Source organism: Methanococcoides mangrovi, from assembly GCF_052057775.1.
Lineage (GTDB): Archaea > Halobacteriota > Methanosarcinia > Methanosarcinales > Methanosarcinaceae > Methanococcoides.
Map to the genome: position 1 here is coordinate 1,534,688 of NZ_CP195121.1, position 15,175 is coordinate 1,549,862.

At 42.8% G+C, this 15,175-nt stretch carries 12 protein-coding genes; 8 read left to right on the top strand and 4 right to left on the bottom strand.

Annotation, left to right across the window (positions count from 1 at the left end; all coding sequences use genetic code 11):
• The first annotated feature begins 10 nt into the window (after positions 1–10).
• The 5 genes from ACR3I3_RS07785 to ACR3I3_RS07805 all read left to right on the top strand — a co-directional run bounded on the left by ACR3I3_RS07785 (position 11) and on the right by ACR3I3_RS07805 (position 7,169).
• A complete protein-coding gene (locus tag ACR3I3_RS07785; protein WP_440951698.1) occupies positions 11–1,813 on the top strand; it encodes a sensor histidine kinase in 1,803 nt (600 codons plus the stop codon).
• 203 nt (positions 1,814–2,016) lie between these two features.
• Positions 2,017–2,883, top strand: coding sequence for a DMT family transporter (locus ACR3I3_RS07790; RefSeq protein ID WP_440951699.1), 867 nt, complete (start codon positions 2,017–2,019; stop codon positions 2,881–2,883).
• Between the two features lie 305 nt (positions 2,884–3,188).
• Positions 3,189–5,114, top strand: a complete 1,926-nt coding sequence (locus ACR3I3_RS07795) for a sensor histidine kinase (protein ID WP_440951700.1) — start codon at positions 3,189–3,191, stop codon at positions 5,112–5,114.
• A 206-nt stretch (positions 5,115–5,320) separates the two neighbouring features.
• Positions 5,321–6,583, top strand: a complete 1,263-nt coding sequence (locus ACR3I3_RS07800; protein WP_440951701.1) for a diaminopimelate decarboxylase — start codon at positions 5,321–5,323, stop codon at positions 6,581–6,583.
• A gap of 184 nt (positions 6,584–6,767) precedes the next feature.
• Complete coding sequence (locus tag ACR3I3_RS07805; protein WP_440951702.1) at positions 6,768–7,169, top strand: DNA polymerase ligase N-terminal domain-containing protein; 402 nt, start codon at positions 6,768–6,770, stop codon at positions 7,167–7,169.
• Between the two features lie 14 nt (positions 7,170–7,183).
• On the opposite strand, the gene ACR3I3_RS07810 is transcribed toward ACR3I3_RS07805, so the two are convergent.
• The 3 genes from ACR3I3_RS07810 to ACR3I3_RS07820 all read right to left on the bottom strand — a co-directional run bounded on the left by ACR3I3_RS07810 (position 7,184) and on the right by ACR3I3_RS07820 (position 11,737).
• Entirely contained in the window at positions 7,184–10,399 is a 3,216-nt protein-coding gene (locus tag ACR3I3_RS07810; RefSeq protein ID WP_440951703.1) for a tetratricopeptide repeat protein, read from the bottom strand.
• A gap of 254 nt (positions 10,400–10,653) precedes the next feature.
• A complete protein-coding gene (locus tag ACR3I3_RS07815) occupies positions 10,654–10,947 on the bottom strand; it encodes a carboxymuconolactone decarboxylase family protein (protein ID WP_440951704.1) in 294 nt (97 codons plus the stop codon).
• A 112-nt stretch (positions 10,948–11,059) separates the two neighbouring features.
• Positions 11,060–11,737 carry a RibD family protein gene (locus ACR3I3_RS07820; RefSeq protein ID WP_440951705.1) on the bottom strand — a complete coding sequence of 226 codons (678 nt, stop codon included), beginning with the start codon at positions 11,735–11,737 and terminating at the stop codon, positions 11,060–11,062.
• Between the two features lie 223 nt (positions 11,738–11,960).
• On the opposite strand from ACR3I3_RS07820, the gene ACR3I3_RS07825 reads away from it, so the two are divergent.
• Positions 11,961–12,158: a hypothetical protein gene (locus ACR3I3_RS07825; RefSeq protein WP_440951706.1), complete on the top strand. Its 198-nt coding sequence runs from the start codon at positions 11,961–11,963 to the stop codon at positions 12,156–12,158.
• 31 nt (positions 12,159–12,189) lie between these two features.
• Here ACR3I3_RS07825 and ACR3I3_RS07830 read toward each other — a convergent pair whose 3' ends face one another.
• Positions 12,190–13,059 (bottom strand): DMT family transporter, encoded by an 870-nt coding sequence (locus tag ACR3I3_RS07830; RefSeq protein ID WP_440951707.1) that lies wholly within the window; start codon positions 13,057–13,059, stop codon positions 12,190–12,192.
• Positions 13,060–13,189: 130 nt separating this feature from the next.
• Between ACR3I3_RS07830 and pncB the strand changes: the two genes are divergently transcribed.
• On the top strand, positions 13,190–14,401 hold the full coding sequence (gene pncB, locus ACR3I3_RS07835) for a nicotinate phosphoribosyltransferase (RefSeq protein WP_440951708.1): 1,212 nt from the start codon (positions 13,190–13,192) through the stop codon (positions 14,399–14,401).
• 236 nt (positions 14,402–14,637) lie between these two features.
• On the top strand, positions 14,638–15,078 hold the full coding sequence (locus ACR3I3_RS07840; RefSeq protein WP_440951709.1) for a DUF5788 family protein: 441 nt from the start codon (positions 14,638–14,640) through the stop codon (positions 15,076–15,078).
• Positions 15,079–15,175: the final 97 nt, after the last annotated feature.

Consider the following 15,175-nt stretch of genomic DNA (forward strand, 5'->3'; position numbering starts at 1 on the left):
ACAGGAGGAAATGGCATATCAGCAGTCCATAGAAATGACCAAGAACTATGCAAATTATTTCGATGGAAATGCAAGAAAAAATCAGGCTATTACTAACACGATCTCAACTACACTGAGCAATTATGATTCAGCTGATAGGGATGAAGTGAACGATATGCTAAAGGGCATACTTTTGGAGAACCCTCAACTGGTCGGAGTTTATGTTGGCTATGAGCCCAATGCTTTTGATGTCAGGGATGCTGAATTCATAGGAGCTGAAGGACACGACGGGACCGGAAGGTTTGTACCATACTGGAACACGATAAATGGTCCGATCAGTGTTGAGCCTCTTGAGGATTATGGAACATCAGAATATTACCAGCTTCCGAAGGAACTCAAACAAAACGTGGTAATAGAGCCTTACTTTTACCGGGGAATACTGATGGTGAGCCATGTTTCTCCTATTATCAGAAATGGTGAGGTCGTTGGAATTGGCGGGGTTGATGTATCGCTTGAGTATTTTGACGAGATCATGTATGATGTTACTGCTTTTGAGAGCGGCTATGCTTTTGTTACAAGTAACAGCGGCATACTGTTGTCCCATCCGGAGCATAAGGAATGGATCGGGACAAAGAAGTTAGATGACTTTGGAGTTCCGGAGATCTCGGAGATGGCAACCGACATCAGAGATGGAAAAAGAGGATACATCGAAACAATAGATCCTGACACAGGCAGAGAAGTTGTGATGTTCTATGAGCCAATTAATGAAGGGACCTATAGTTTTGTCCTTTGTGCACCGAAAGATGAGATGCTTGCAGGGGTAACGGTCCTGAGGAACAGGCTGATATTTATGTCCCTGTTTTCAATTGTTCTCGTGGGCGGAGTTGCTTATATGGTTGGTCGCTCGACAGACCGGACCATCAAAAAGATGCTAAATGATTTTAAACTGATATCCGATAATGCATTAACCGGAAATTTTGATACAAGGGCCGATACCAATGTACAGGTCGATTTTAAGAAGATCCCTCTGGGTCTCAACCAAATACTTGACAATATGAGCAAGCTCACAAAAGAAAATGAAAAAGCAATGGATGCGATGTTGCATGCAAAGATCGAAGCTGAAAATGCAAATCGCACCAAGACCGACTTTATCTCAAATATGAGCCATGAGCTAAGAACTCCTCTTACTTTGATCATAGGTTTTTCAGATATACTTGACAGCGAACATTACGGAGCTTTGAATGAAGATCAGAAAAAATATACGTCAAGTGTGCTTAAAAATGCAAATCACCTTTTGGAGCTGATTACTGATCTTCTTGATTTCTCAAACGTTGAGATCGGGACGATGGAACTTCATATCAATGATTTCTCTCCAGCCGATACCATCGATGAAATAGAGGCATTGATGATACCGATTGCATCAGAGAAGGATATTGACATGACATATAATATCGATATTCAAGTGCCTGCCATCAATGCGGACGTGATAAAATTCAAGCAGATCCTTTACCACCTCGTGAGTAATGCCATTAAGTTCACAGATCAAGGAGGATCAGTGGTAATTGGTGGTAGAGTATCTGATGAGTCTTTACATATATTCGTAAAGGATACAGGGGTCGGCATTTCACCAGAGAATATGGATAAACTGTTCAACCCTTTCTATCAGGTGGATGCTTCAAGTACCAGAGGTTATGGAGGCACCGGGCTCGGTCTTGCACTTGTCAGGAAATTTGTTGAAATGCACGGTGGTGATGTCTGGGTGGAGAGTGAATTAGGTAAAGGTAGTACGTTCACATTTGCGATTCCAACAGGACAAATGCTTGATGAGGATTGATGGCAGGTATACTTAGTAGTTCTCTGATATGGTTGTATGGGGATAGCAAGTTTATTGTTGAGCCTGATAGTTGACAAGATGAATATCCTTTTTTTTGTGATTTGGAATGTTTGATGAATGATTTTAAAATAAGCGTATGTTCTAACCTATGAGTTTAGACAGCGTGGAAAGCCTGATAAAGTATCACCGTTCAATATTTTCATATGATATGGTTCCTCTTTGCTGTTCTGGGTGCTTTCTTTGATGCCACCTACTTTATGCTGGTCAAGAAAATGCTCAAAGAGGTTGACCAGTATGTTCTTGCTACCGGGACTTTCTTCTTTGGTTTTCTCATCCTCTTCATCATTTCCTGGTTCAGGGGATTTCCTACTCCCGGAGATGCTTTTTTCTATTCGGTTCTCTCGACCACACTACTCAATATCATAGCCGTTGTTCTGTCTTTCAGGGCACTGAAGATCTCAGACCTGTCCCTCACAATTCCGATGATCTCCTTTACTCCTGCTTTCCTGATATTGACCTCTTTCATCATGCTTGGTGAATTTCCTTCGTCGGGGGGAATTTTCGGTATAATGCTGATCGTTGCGGGATCTTATGTATTGAACTCGACCGCTGGCCAGCAAACCCTGTTAGACCCTCTGAGGTCGATCTTTAGAAACAGGGGTTCTCTTTACATGCTGGTCGTTGCGTTCCTTTACGGGATCTCATCTAACTATGACAAAATGGTTGTTCTGAATTCAGACATCTTCTTTGGTACATCGATCGTATGTTTGCTTATGAGCATTACGTTCTTTGTTATTTCCCTGTTCAAGAAGATCGACAACATAAAAGAAGCATACTTCAATAATCTGCCCGCTTTCCTACTTGTCGGCATCATGATAGGCCTGATGGCTGTATCAATAAATATTGCATTGAGCATGCAAATAGTTCCATACGTCATTTCAGTGAAACGATTGAATGTGATGTTCAGTGTGGCATTCGGCATACTGGTATTCAAAGAGACAAATGTTCGGAGAAAAGCGTTTGGAGCCGCTATAATGGCATTTGGTGCAATTATTATCTTTTTATTTTGAGAGTGACGAGGTCCCATGTTTCATTATCAGGGTCACGTCGATCCTGACACCATGTTCGATCCGGGTATGTTGTTTAAGACGATTCTTGATTTATCTATCCTGAATGGAAGAAGATATTTCTCTTCTGGATTTTTCCGTTAACTGAGCCCGAATTCCATGACCCTTAGGTCGTTTTCTCTCAACACTCACATGAATTAATGTTGACAAGTTTATACAAATTATTAGCAAAACACGTATATAAGTTAGAACTGTTCATTCCGCATCAACCAAACACTCCGAACGATATAATCTTACGAGCTTTTGAAATGGAATCAAAAAATATCTCCCTGAAAAATAAGATCCTTATCTATGTCATCCTGGGCACTTTTTTAGTGCTATCAGTATCTGGTATGGTCAGTATTTCTACTGTGACAGCTCAGCAGGAGGAAATGGCATATCAGCAGTCAATAGAACTGACCCGGGAATATGCAAATTATTTCGATGGAAATACCAGAGCTAACCGGGGTATAGTTAAAACTATCTCTACAACGATGAGCAATTATGAAGCAGCTGACAGGGATGAAGTGAACGCCATGCTAAAAGGCATACTTCTGGAAAACCCACAGCTGGTCGGAGTCTATGTTGGCTATGAACCCAATGCCTTTGATGGAAAAGACGCTGAATTCACAGGAAAGGAAGGTCATGATGAGACTGGAAGGTTCGTTCCATACTGGAACACGATAAACGGTCCGATCAGTGTTGAACCGCTTGTGGATTATGAGACCTCGGAATATTATCAGGGACCAAAGCAGCTCAAGCAAAGTGTTGTCACCGAACCGTACCTTTACCAGGGAATACTGATGGTGAGCTATGACTCTCCGATAATCAGGGATGGTGAGTTCGTTGGGATCAGCGGGGTTGATGTTTCGCTTAACTATTTTGATGAGGTTGTTTCAGATGTTTCTGTTTTTGATACCGGCTATGCTTTTGTTACAAGCAATAGCGGAAAGCTGTTGACACATCCTGAGCATAAGGAATGGATCGGTATAAGGAATCTGGATGATTTTGGAGTTTCGGAGATCTCTGAGATGGCAGTCGACATCAGTGATGGAAAAGGCGGTTACATTGAAACAATTGATCCTGTCACAGGCAGAGAAGTTGTGATGTTCTATGAGCCTATTGCAGGAGGGTCCTATAGTTTTGTCCTCTGTGCACCGAAAGATGAGATGCTTGCGGGAGTAACCGTTCTGAGGGAAAGGCTGCTCTCTATGTCCCTGTTCTCGGTCGTTCTCGTAGGCGGAGTCGCATATATGGTCGCACGCTCCACAGACAACTCCATCAAAAAAATGTTATATGACTTTAAACTGATATCTGATAAAGCATTGGTCGGTAATTTTGATACAAGGGCTGATACCAACGTACAGGTTGATTTTAAGAAGATCCCTCAGGCCCTCAACCAGATACTGGACAATATGGGCAGGCTTACAAAAGAAAATGAAAAAGCCATGGATGCCATGTTGCATGCAAAGATAAAAGCCGAGAATGCGGATCGTACCAAGACTGAATTCCTCTCAAATATGAGCCATGAGCTAAGGACGCCCCTTACTTTGATCATCGGTTTTTCAAAGGTACTTGACAGTGAGAACTTCGGCTCCTTGAACGAACATCAGAAGAAATACACCTCAGATGTAATTCGAAATGCAAATCATCTCCTGGAACTGATCAGTGATCTTATGGATTTCTCAAAGATAGAGATCGGAACGATGGAACTTCATATTAATGAATTCGTAGTGGCTGAGGCTATCGATGAAGTTGAAGAATTGGTGAAACCTCTTGCTTCAGAGAAGAGCATCGAACTGATATCTAATGTCGAAATTGAAACGCCTTCCATAAATGCGGACAGGATAAAGTTCAAACAGATCCTTTACAACCTTATGAGCAATGCTATTAAATTCACACACAAAGGAGGATCTGTGACCATTGGTGGAAAAATATCCGATGAGTCTTTACAAATGTTCGTAAAGGATACAGGTATCGGTATTTCATCAGAGGATAAGGATAGACTGTTCAATCCTTTCTATCAGGTGGATGGTTCAAGCACCAGAGAGTATGGTGGTACCGGACTCGGTCTTACACTTGTCAGGAAATTCGTTGAAATGCATGGTGGAGATGTATGGGTGGAAAGTGAAGTTGGCAAGGGTAGTACATTCACATTTACAATTCTGGCAGTACAAATGGTTGATGAGGAGTAATAGCACTTCTGTATGAAGTTCTTCAATTTCCTCCAACACCACCGAATTATCAGATCGGCTTTTTGCACTTCATACTTTTTATCACACATTTTCAAAAACAGGCTATAAAATAGGGTTTATGTAGTAACCAAAGCGTTTAAACATCGCAAGTAGTATTAACCTTAATAACTAGAGTACACCAATCCCCATACAGGAGAATATAAAAAATGGTCTCAAAGACACTTCCATTCACAAAGGAACAGATACTGGAGATAAGAGAGCAGTACCCGACCCCTTTCCACGTCTATGATGAGAAGGCTATAAGGGAGAACGCAAGGAAGCTCAAGGATGCTTTCAGCATTCTAGAGGGATTCCAGGAATTCTTTGCCGTCAAGGCTTTGCCAAACCCATACATCCTTAAGGTACTGAAGAGCGAAGGCTTCGGTGCAGACTGCAGCTCACTTCCTGAACTGATCCTTTCCGAGAAGTCAGGCATTGTTGGTGAGGACATCATGTTCAGCTCCAACGACACCCCGGCAGAAGAATTCGTAAAAGCAAAGGAACTTGGTGCGATCATCAATCTTGATGACATCAGCCACATCGAGTTCCTTGAGGAGACCGCAGGCCTTCCTGAGCTTGTCTGTTTCAGGTTCAACCCGGGTCCATTGAAGGGAGGAAACGTCTTCATCGGAAATCCTGAAGATGCAAAATACGGATTCACAAAGGAACAGCTCTTTGAAGGATACAGGATGCTCAAAGAGAAAGGCGTCAAACGCTTCGGAATGCACACAATGGTGGCATCCAACGAGCTTGACCCCGAATACTTCATCGAGACTGCAAAACTGCTTTTCGACACCATCGTCGAGATCTCAAAAGAGCTTGACATCCGCTTCGAGTTCGTGAACCTTGGTGGCGGTATCGGTATCCCTTACAGGCCAGAGCAGGAACCTGTCCCATATGACGTCATTGCAAAGGGCGTCAAGGAAGAGTATGACGCAAAGATCAAGGCGAACGGACTTGACCCGCTGAAGATCTTCCTCGAGTGTGGCCGTACCATCACAGGTCCTTACGGATACCTTGTCACAGGAGTAAGACACCTCAAGCACATCTACAAAGACTACGTAGGAACAGATGCATGTATGGCAAACCTCATGAGACCGGGTGTATATGGTGCGTACCATCACATAACCGTCCTTGGCAAGGAAGGCCAGCCTGCAACACACAAGTATGATGTCACAGGTTCCCTATGTGAGAACAACGATAAGTTCGCCATTGACAGGATGCTTCCTGAGATCACACGTGGTGACATTATCGCAATTCACGACACTGGTGCCCACGGTCATGCAATGGGATTCAACTACAATGGTAAGCTTCGCTCTGCTGAACTTCTGTTGAGGGAGGACGGCACCTTTGTCCAGATAAGAAGGGCAGAGACCATTGATGACTACTTCGTCACCCTTGACATGGATGGTCTTGAGAACTTCAATTAAGAAAAAGAACTCTGTTTCCAAAACGGCAAATTGTACATCTCCGGGGGGTGATCCTTCCGGGATCTTATCTCTTTTTCTTTTACATCTTCATTTTTTCATTTACTTCTTTTTCTTTTCAACATGTCTTGCTGACAAAACATTCTGAATTGAAACTTTTATTAAGTTCAAGCTCTCTTTATTATTGATGACTGATAAGGACGAAGAAAAGGATAGCTTAATATTCGTGATACAGAAGCATCATGCAACCAACCTTCACTATGACCTGCGTCTGGAGATGGATGGTGTTCTCAAAAGCTGGGCCATACCCAAGGAACCCCCCACAGTGGAAGGTATCAAGCGCCTTGCCATCCATGTAGATGACCATGATCTCGATTACGCTGATTTCGAAGGCACGATACCCGAAGGCAGCTATGGTTCGGGGAAGGTCGAGATATGGGACCGGGGTATCTTTGAGCCTGAGAGTATCAAAGAAAAGAAGATCGTTTTCAGTCTTTCAGGTGAAAAAATGAAAGGCAAGTTCGTCCTCGTAAAGACGAACTTTGGTAAGTACGATAATGACTGGCTCTTCTTTAAGAAAAAGGAATGATCCTTTAATTCATGTCATTCTGAACCGGGTCTTATCGTATTTTTCTCTGTCTCATCATACCATCTGTCAGGTAACTTATAGCTGATAGTGGGATCATATTCCTGAGGCAGGAAGAACTTTGTTCCCCTGTCATCAAGTGCTTCCTCAAATCCCGGATCAATGGAATCGAGCTTTTTCATTTCAGTTTCACCCGATACAGCTTCCCCTACCCTGTAGTGTGCAAATCTCTTGTTATAGAGCACGGATTTCGACATCGGGTCGATCTGCAATGCCTTTTCATAGTATCCGATGGCACCCTCCACATCACCAAGGATATTGGCAATGAATCCCATGTTATACCATGCTGTTATGCTGTTTGGCTGTAGTTCGACCGCTTTTGCATAGTAGTTCGATGAAGCGACGTAGCTGCTTGTAAGATATGCAGCAGTTCCCTTATTGTACCATGCAGCGGCATTGTTGGGTTCGATCTCAAGGACCCTGTCATAGTTATACATTGCTCCATTGTAATTACCGCTCAGATAGAGTGTAAATCCCTTCATGTTAAGAGCTTTCGTGTTGTTGGGGTCATTTGCGAGTATGGCATCATAGCAATTTATCGCTCTTCCGTAATTTTCCATGTTCTCATATGCTTCAGCTAACCTGTAAAGTACAGATGGATCAGTGATCTCAGTTGAAAGTATTTGATCATAGGATGCGACGGCATCTTCTGTTCTGTTTACCCCTTTAAGCGCAAGACCCTGCGCGAACAGTACCTCTATGTTGTTCGGTTCAGCCTTCAGAACCTTATCGTAGGACATAATTGCCGATTCATAGTCCCCTATACGGTATGATGTATCTCCGCGATACTGCCAGCCTTCAAGGTTTTCAGGGTCAAGTTCCAGAAGCTTATCATATGACGCCAGTGAATTTTCATACTGCCCGAGCTTGGCATAAGAAAGTCCTCTCATGATCAATGATTCTGTGTCGTCAGGCTTGATCCTGAGGGCATTGTCATAGCATTCAACTGCGTGGTAGTTGTCTCCAATGTTGCTGTAGTCCTGTCCAAGATAGAACCATGCATCACGAGAATCAGGGTCAAGTTCAACTGCTTTCCTGTAGTTCTCGATAGCTTCTATTTGTCTTCCCTGCATATCCAGTGTCCTTGCTCTCATGAACCACATTTCGCTGGAATCAGGGTCTATAAGAATAGCTTTATTGTATGAGCTTAAGGCTGCAGCATATTCTCCTGAGTTCTGGAGAGCATTTCCCTGTGCGAACCATGCATCTTCTGCATGAGGTTCAACACCTAACAGGTCCACATCACCAGATGTGATATCATTGGCACCAGTCTGGCTATAATATTCATTTCCATTGTCCAGGTCTATTACCTTGAACATATCAAAAAGACTTGGTCCTGCAAGTGAACCGCTGACAGCCGGAACATTCGAGGAACTGTTGAGCCTTTCCATTTTGCTGAGAGTTACCTGCATCTGGGTGTTTACAGCCTGGTTTGTGGGTTCGTAGGCCAGAGCTGTCTGGTAAACATCGATAGCTTCCTGATAACGGTCAAATTTTGTCAGTATCCTTCCCTTCCTGTAATATGAATCAACGAAATCAGGCTTCTGTTCGATCACCATGTCATATGCTTTGATAGCTTCATCATATTTTCCGAGATGATCGAGCTCAAGGGCAAGCGCATACCATGCGAGTGTGAACTCCGGTTCGATCTCTACCGCTTTCCTGTAGCAGGAAACAGCTTCGTTATATCTACCCAGAGCGTCAAGATCAAAACCTTTCTGGTACCATGCCTGTGAACATGAGGGGTCTTTTTTCAGGGCTGCAGTGTAACTTTCCACAGCTTCGCTTTTCCTCCCCAATTCATCAAGAGCAACTGCTTTGTTGTACCAGACGGACGGATGATTTGTTTCAATTTCGAGTGCTTTGTCAAAACTCTCTACAGCATTTTCATATTGTCCCTGCTTCAGGTAGATGGAACCTTTATCGAACCATATCTTTGTAGATTCCATCTTGAAATTGGGAGTCTGATCATAGCAATTCTCCTCATTGCTTGTGTTCAGTCGCGAGATGGCCGGGTCCTGTAAGTTTGTGTTTAATTGTGAAATGGCCGGGTTCTGTAAATAGATCTTTGCAATGGTATCGGGATCGATCCCAAGGGCTTTATCATAGCTAATAAGGGCTTCATCATATCTTCCAATAAGATCGAGAACCAGTCCCTTCTTTTGCCATGCGTTAGCGTTGTCGGGATCGAGCTTGATGACCTGTCCATAACCTGCCAAAGCTTCCTGATATTGTTCGGCCGATCTGAATGCTTCACTAAGTCTGAACCATGCATCCACATTGTAAGGATCAAGCTCAGTGACTTTCTTGTAAGATTCTATTGATTTTCCGGTCTCACCACGAATCTCCTGTGCCTGCGCCTTGCTCAACCATGCATCGATGTTGTTCGGATCGAACCCTATCACCATATCATATGCCTTGATCGCATTTTCATAGTCTCCAAGGCTGTAGTATGCCTGGCCTTTATGGTACCATATGGTAGTGTTGTCGGGATCGATCTTCAGTGCTTCATCATAAAATGTGACAGCATTGGAAGCTTTACCTTTTTCGACAGAGTTTGTGGCTTTTTCATAATAGTTGGATGCACGTTCCATCTGTAGTTCGAGGAAGTTCCCATAGATCTTCATTGCTTCATCATGTTTGCCAATGTTGTCCATGGCCTGTGCCTTGTGATAAAGTATGATCGTTTCTTCTTCGGTCATCTCTTCCTTTTCTTCGGAAACTGTCATTTCAGTATCTGTATTGCTGGAATTATTTGAACCGACGGTTCTTGTAAGGTACTTTTGAATAGATACCAGTGCCTGATCATACGTAGAAATAGCAGATTCATAGTCTCCTTTTTTCGAGAATGCCATCCCCTTTTTAGTAATTGTCATTACATCACCGGGCTGCATCTCAAGTATCAGGTCATACTGTTCTATCGCTTTATCGTACTCCCCAAGCAGGTAATATGTTGATGCTTTATTGTCAAGTGCTTCAACATAATCCGGATCGATGTCAAGGGCCATATCGTATTTTGACAACGCCTGCTCATAGCTTCCGTTCAATGTGAAGGCGATTCCTTCTTCATTCAGTTCTCTGGCCTCGAAGTTAAGGCATTGGGCTTGGAGGCTAAATCCAGAGATAATGAAGACAACGATCAGTAAACTTAGAATGGATCTTTTTGCTACCATATTTAAACCCATCAATGATTTTTCAGAAATAATTCTAATTTCGCCATTCAGCAAACCAAATCATCTTTCTAGCGTTAGCTATTGTTTAATCTATAAGTAAGATCTCACTATTTTTTTATCTTGTTTTTTATATTATGAAGTGTTACTTATGCCGAAGCTATTCACTATCTTTTTTGATAAGATACAAAATAGCTCCAAACAAATAAAGTTTTCCATTAGTCAGCAAATCTTGTCTTCCTTTATATATTCATTCATTAATCAAAACCCTCAAAGATGGTTTCGTACGCATCAGTCCAGTGCAGTTGTGATCCACATGCAATGAACATGGCCACTGCTATTGCTTCGGCGATCTCTTCTTCCGTTGCACCGTTCTCTTTTGCTCTTTCTGAATGTATCTTTACACACTTCTCACATCTCATAAGGACTGCTGATGAGACTGCTATGAGCTCCTTGACCTTAAGGTCAAGTGAATTGTTCCTGAATATTGCTGAGCGCATATCTGTGAAAGCTTTAGAAGCTTCTGGTAATTTATCATCCAAAAATGTCATATTATCTCTCCGGTTCTGTTTATCTTATATAGTATGATAGGATATGAATTCGATTCATTTCTGCTTTATCCGGTTGATCAAATTTTGTCTGGTCCTATCTGGTCGCACATGATTACTCATTAGTAGCACGCTTGATCCTGTAAACAAGCCATACATAGTCCTTTTCCAGTTCTTCGCATTTGACCAATTCCAAACCGATTTTTCCGGGTTTAGTTATATTTGCGAATAGTCCATCGGTTCTATTTCCTGTTAAAGTGGGCAGTACTATCAGGCTGATCTCATCAACAAGATCCTGCTCGAGCAACGCTCCGTTAAGTTTGCTACCGCTGTCCACAAGGACAGTTTCGGCTTCATACCTGTCGGCCAGTAGCTTAAGTGCTTCTTTAAGGTCAACGTGTTTTTCACCTGTCAAAATGTAATCATAGTCTCTTTCTTTAAGATAGTCCAGGTAATCCGATGGTGTTGATGCTGATACAAGCACAACGACATCACGGCACATCTCGAATCTCCGGAACACATGCAAAGATCCTTTCAGGATGCCTTTTGAGTCAACGATAGCCCATATCGGTACCGTTCTGTCTCTTGCAGGCTTCTTCAGATCATCATACTCTTCCAGCGGGACTCCGCCGAACATCTCTATTCCAGTCTTAGCAGTGTTTGCTCCCACCAGGTGAACATCTTCTCCAAAGCTTGCAGCTGTTCCGTAATGGATCTCCATATCGACATCAACATCACGGAATGAGCCGTCAAGGCCAATTGAATTGTGAATTATCACTTTTGGCTTTGGCATGTAACCCCTGAGTTAAATTGTTCTCTTAAGTGAAAAAAGCTACTGTTGAAAAGAGATCTATTCTTTAAAGATATCAAATCTGAATTCTGCCAAATTCTTAGTCTAACTGTAAATTGGTGAAGTCAGACATTTTTGTTCTCGCTTCTTTTTTATTTATTCGCATCTTATCTTTAATTGAGTATATTGAATTTAATGAGAATCAATGCTTATGGTGGTTTCCAAAATGCTTGAAGGATGGATCGAGAACTGTCCCTGGCATAACAGGGATATCGAATTACTTGAATGCATGAAGTGTGAACATTTCACCAAGATCGACTGCATTTTCATCGTTTGTGGATACAAAGAGAGATATTCAAAGCGCCGAAAGACATATCGTGATTCTGAGACCAATGAAGAGGCTATCAGGTGTGACCTGTCCTGAATCGGATCGTATGTTCCGCTTTGCTGTACTTTCAGTTATGCTCAGAAATGTAAACACCTGCAAGTACAAGTCCTGCACTGATCAATACGTAAATGTTCGGCATATTACCAATTATTATGCAGTCTCCTATTATTGCCACGATCGGGAGCAGGTAGATTCCATTGGTAGTGGTCGCCGGTCCTGCAAGTTTGATCGCTTTGTTCCAGTACAGGAATCCCAGAGCTGAACAGAAAACTCCAAGGTAGATGAGTGTAGCAATGACGACCAGAAGGTCATGCTGTGACACTATATCTATCCTGAGATCCTGCGCTTCGTAAATTGCAAAGGGGAGGAGGAAGACCGTACCGGCCAATGTAAGATCACGGCAAACGACGAGTACATCCCTTGAACCCATGCGATCGATGATAAGGGTATAGAATACCCAGGAGAAGACCGATCCGAACATAAGGAAATCTCCAAGAGGGTTCAGTTCAAGGTTGAACTTCCCGTTCAGGATCAGCAGGCCGACACCGACAAAAGCAATGAATGCGCCGAGATATTTTTTTGGTCTTGAGAATTTTCTTCTGAGCGCATCGACGGTTAAAAGGAAGAAGACCGGTACTGTGGCGCTTATAAGTGATGAGTTCGTGACCGTTGTGAATATCAGGGCCACGTTCTCGAATATGTAATAGCAGGTGATTCCCAGGAAACCGGCAATTATGACATACCATCTCTCATCTTTCCTGTAGTCTTCCTTCTTCCTGCAAATTGCGAAGAGAAGGATCGTGGCGATAACAAAACGGGTAATAGCTATCGTTGCAGGCTGAAGGTGCTCGAGCAATACTTTTGTGGCAACGAAGGAGAATCCCCAGATAGTGACGACTATCAGCATGTAGATAATTCCCTTTGTACGATCTTCCATCTTTACCACCCATTATCAGCGATCATTATCAGGATTGTCCATCTGAGCATGTATTTTTATATATTGGTTTCGATATGTACAATCACATAAGGCTATCATTAAGATAGATGCCTAAAAAGGAAGACCTCATGTGATCCGATCGATACTGGACAATGACCTTTACAAGTTCACAATGCAGATGGCTGTGCTGGAACTTTTCCCTGATGCCCGTGCAGAGTACCATTTCATAAACAGGGGAGAACAGAAGTTCACTACCGAGTTCGTGGCAGAACTGCGCAGGACCATCGATGAGGATATTGTCGGACTGGCATTGACCGATGAGGAATACTTCTGGCTTAAGGAGACTTGTCCTTTTTTCAAACCATCCTATATTGAGTATCTTAAGAACTATCGTTTCGATCCTTCAGAGGTTAGCCTTTCCCTTACCGATGACAATGATCTTGACCTCTGCATAGAAGGTCCCTGGCACAGTTCCATCCTCTGGGAGATCGTTCTCATGGCCACCATCTCAGAGCTTTATTTCACCATAGTGGAAAAGGACTGGCTGGACAGGTTCGCATCCAATGGCGATGATCCCGAGACGACCCTTATGAACGAGTATGGGAACCTTATGAGCGAAATGGGTGGAGAACTAAGTTCAAATGGTTGCATCTTCTCTGAATTCGGGACCCGACGCCGCAGGGGATTCAAACTGCACGACAAGGTGGTCGATGTCCTGCATGGGCTTGAATCATTTGCGGGTACAAGCAATGTATATCTTGCCAAAAAATATGGGATCCGTCCCATTGGTACTATCGGCCATGAATGGATCATGGGGAATTCCGCACTTGTGGGACTTCGCAACGCAAACCTTTTCGCGTTCGAGAACTGGGTGAAGGTCTACAAAGGCAATCTGGGTATTGCACTGAGCGATACGTTCGGTTCAAAACCATTCTTCAGGAACTTCGGCCTTGAGCTTGCCAAACTTTACGATGGTGTACGTCATGACAGTGGCGATCCGTTCAGGTTCGCGGATGAGGTCATCGACCATTACAGGAAACTGGGTATCGACCCCATGAAGAAATCACTTGTTTTCAGTGACTCCCTTCATGTCAGGGATGCTGTAAGGCTGAACGAGTATTGCGAAGGAAGGATCAACTGCAGTTTCGGCATCGGTACAAGCCTGACGAACAATTCGGACTTCTTCAGTTACAGCCCTCCTCTCAACATGGTGATCAAGCTCCACAAGATCGATGACATACCTGTGGTAAAGCTCAGTGATTCTGTGGACAAGGCCACAGGGGATCGCGATGCTTTAAGGGTTGCCAACTATGTTTTTGGTAGGAAAGGGCTGGATGATTAAGCATTTTTTATGGATTTGATATCATATTCCAATGTCATATCATATAGACCCTGTTCTACTCCTGCAAAGTCAGATCGTAATATTTATATGTCGAGATCTTAGATACTACTTATTGAATTATTATTGATTGTTTCGGTGGGATCATATTATGTTCCCTGATCGAATATAGCATTCAATAACAGGGTTTCAAGTTCAATATAAGTCCATATCTTTGAATGCCGGATCATGGGGGTACTATGACACAGTTCATAACAGGATCGGAAAGAAAAAAGCTGTTCGCTCGTCTTCATCATCATCTTTTCTGGGCAGGACAATTGATACCATACGAAATAGAGATAGATGGGGAAAAGATAGAGTTGCATGAATTGGTATGGCAACTTCTTAATAAAAAGGAATTATCAGATACGGATCATGATCATATCGATCATTTGATCTCGTTATTGTCAAAAAGGGAAAAACAGGATGAGGCAAAACTGAAAGAAATGGATCTGACCCCTCAGGAAGCAACGGTTCTGTTTGATGAGACTGCAGCACTTTTGCGCACCATTATGGATCTGAAGGAAATAGAATCTGGTGAGGATAAAGATCGAAGAGGACGTTTTGATCACCGGACAGTTCAAAAAAGGGTAGATGATGCTAAAAACTGGGCAAATTTCTTAAAAGATGTAAAAAGTTGAACCTCTCATCGTTCTATCTGAAGTTTGGCAGCTATTGCCATTTTTCAAAGAGAATAACGGATGAACACAGGTTCCACTCTAAAGAAAGCACATGATC

Coding starts and splice junctions, on each gene's coding strand:
- ACR3I3_RS07800 (WP_440951701.1), top strand. CDS start 5,321: ATGGTCTCAAAGACACTTCCATTCACAAAGGAACAGATACTGGAGATA.
- ACR3I3_RS07815 (WP_440951704.1), bottom strand. CDS start 10,947: ATGACATTTTTGGATGATAAATTACCAGAAGCTTCTAAAGCTTTCACA.
- ACR3I3_RS07785 (WP_440951698.1), top strand. CDS start 11: ATGGCATATCAGCAGTCCATAGAAATGACCAAGAACTATGCAAATTAT.
- ACR3I3_RS07790 (WP_440951699.1), top strand. CDS start 2,017: ATGATATGGTTCCTCTTTGCTGTTCTGGGTGCTTTCTTTGATGCCACC.
- ACR3I3_RS07795 (WP_440951700.1), top strand. CDS start 3,189: ATGGAATCAAAAAATATCTCCCTGAAAAATAAGATCCTTATCTATGTC.
- ACR3I3_RS07825 (WP_440951706.1), top strand. CDS start 11,961: ATGCTTGAAGGATGGATCGAGAACTGTCCCTGGCATAACAGGGATATC.
- ACR3I3_RS07830 (WP_440951707.1), bottom strand. CDS start 13,059: ATGGAAGATCGTACAAAGGGAATTATCTACATGCTGATAGTCGTCACT.
- ACR3I3_RS07805 (WP_440951702.1), top strand. CDS start 6,768: ATGACTGATAAGGACGAAGAAAAGGATAGCTTAATATTCGTGATACAG.
- ACR3I3_RS07810 (WP_440951703.1), bottom strand. CDS start 10,399: ATGGTAGCAAAAAGATCCATTCTAAGTTTACTGATCGTTGTCTTCATT.
- ACR3I3_RS07840 (WP_440951709.1), top strand. CDS start 14,638: ATGACACAGTTCATAACAGGATCGGAAAGAAAAAAGCTGTTCGCTCGT.
- ACR3I3_RS07820 (WP_440951705.1), bottom strand. CDS start 11,737: ATGCCAAAGCCAAAAGTGATAATTCACAATTCAATTGGCCTTGACGGC.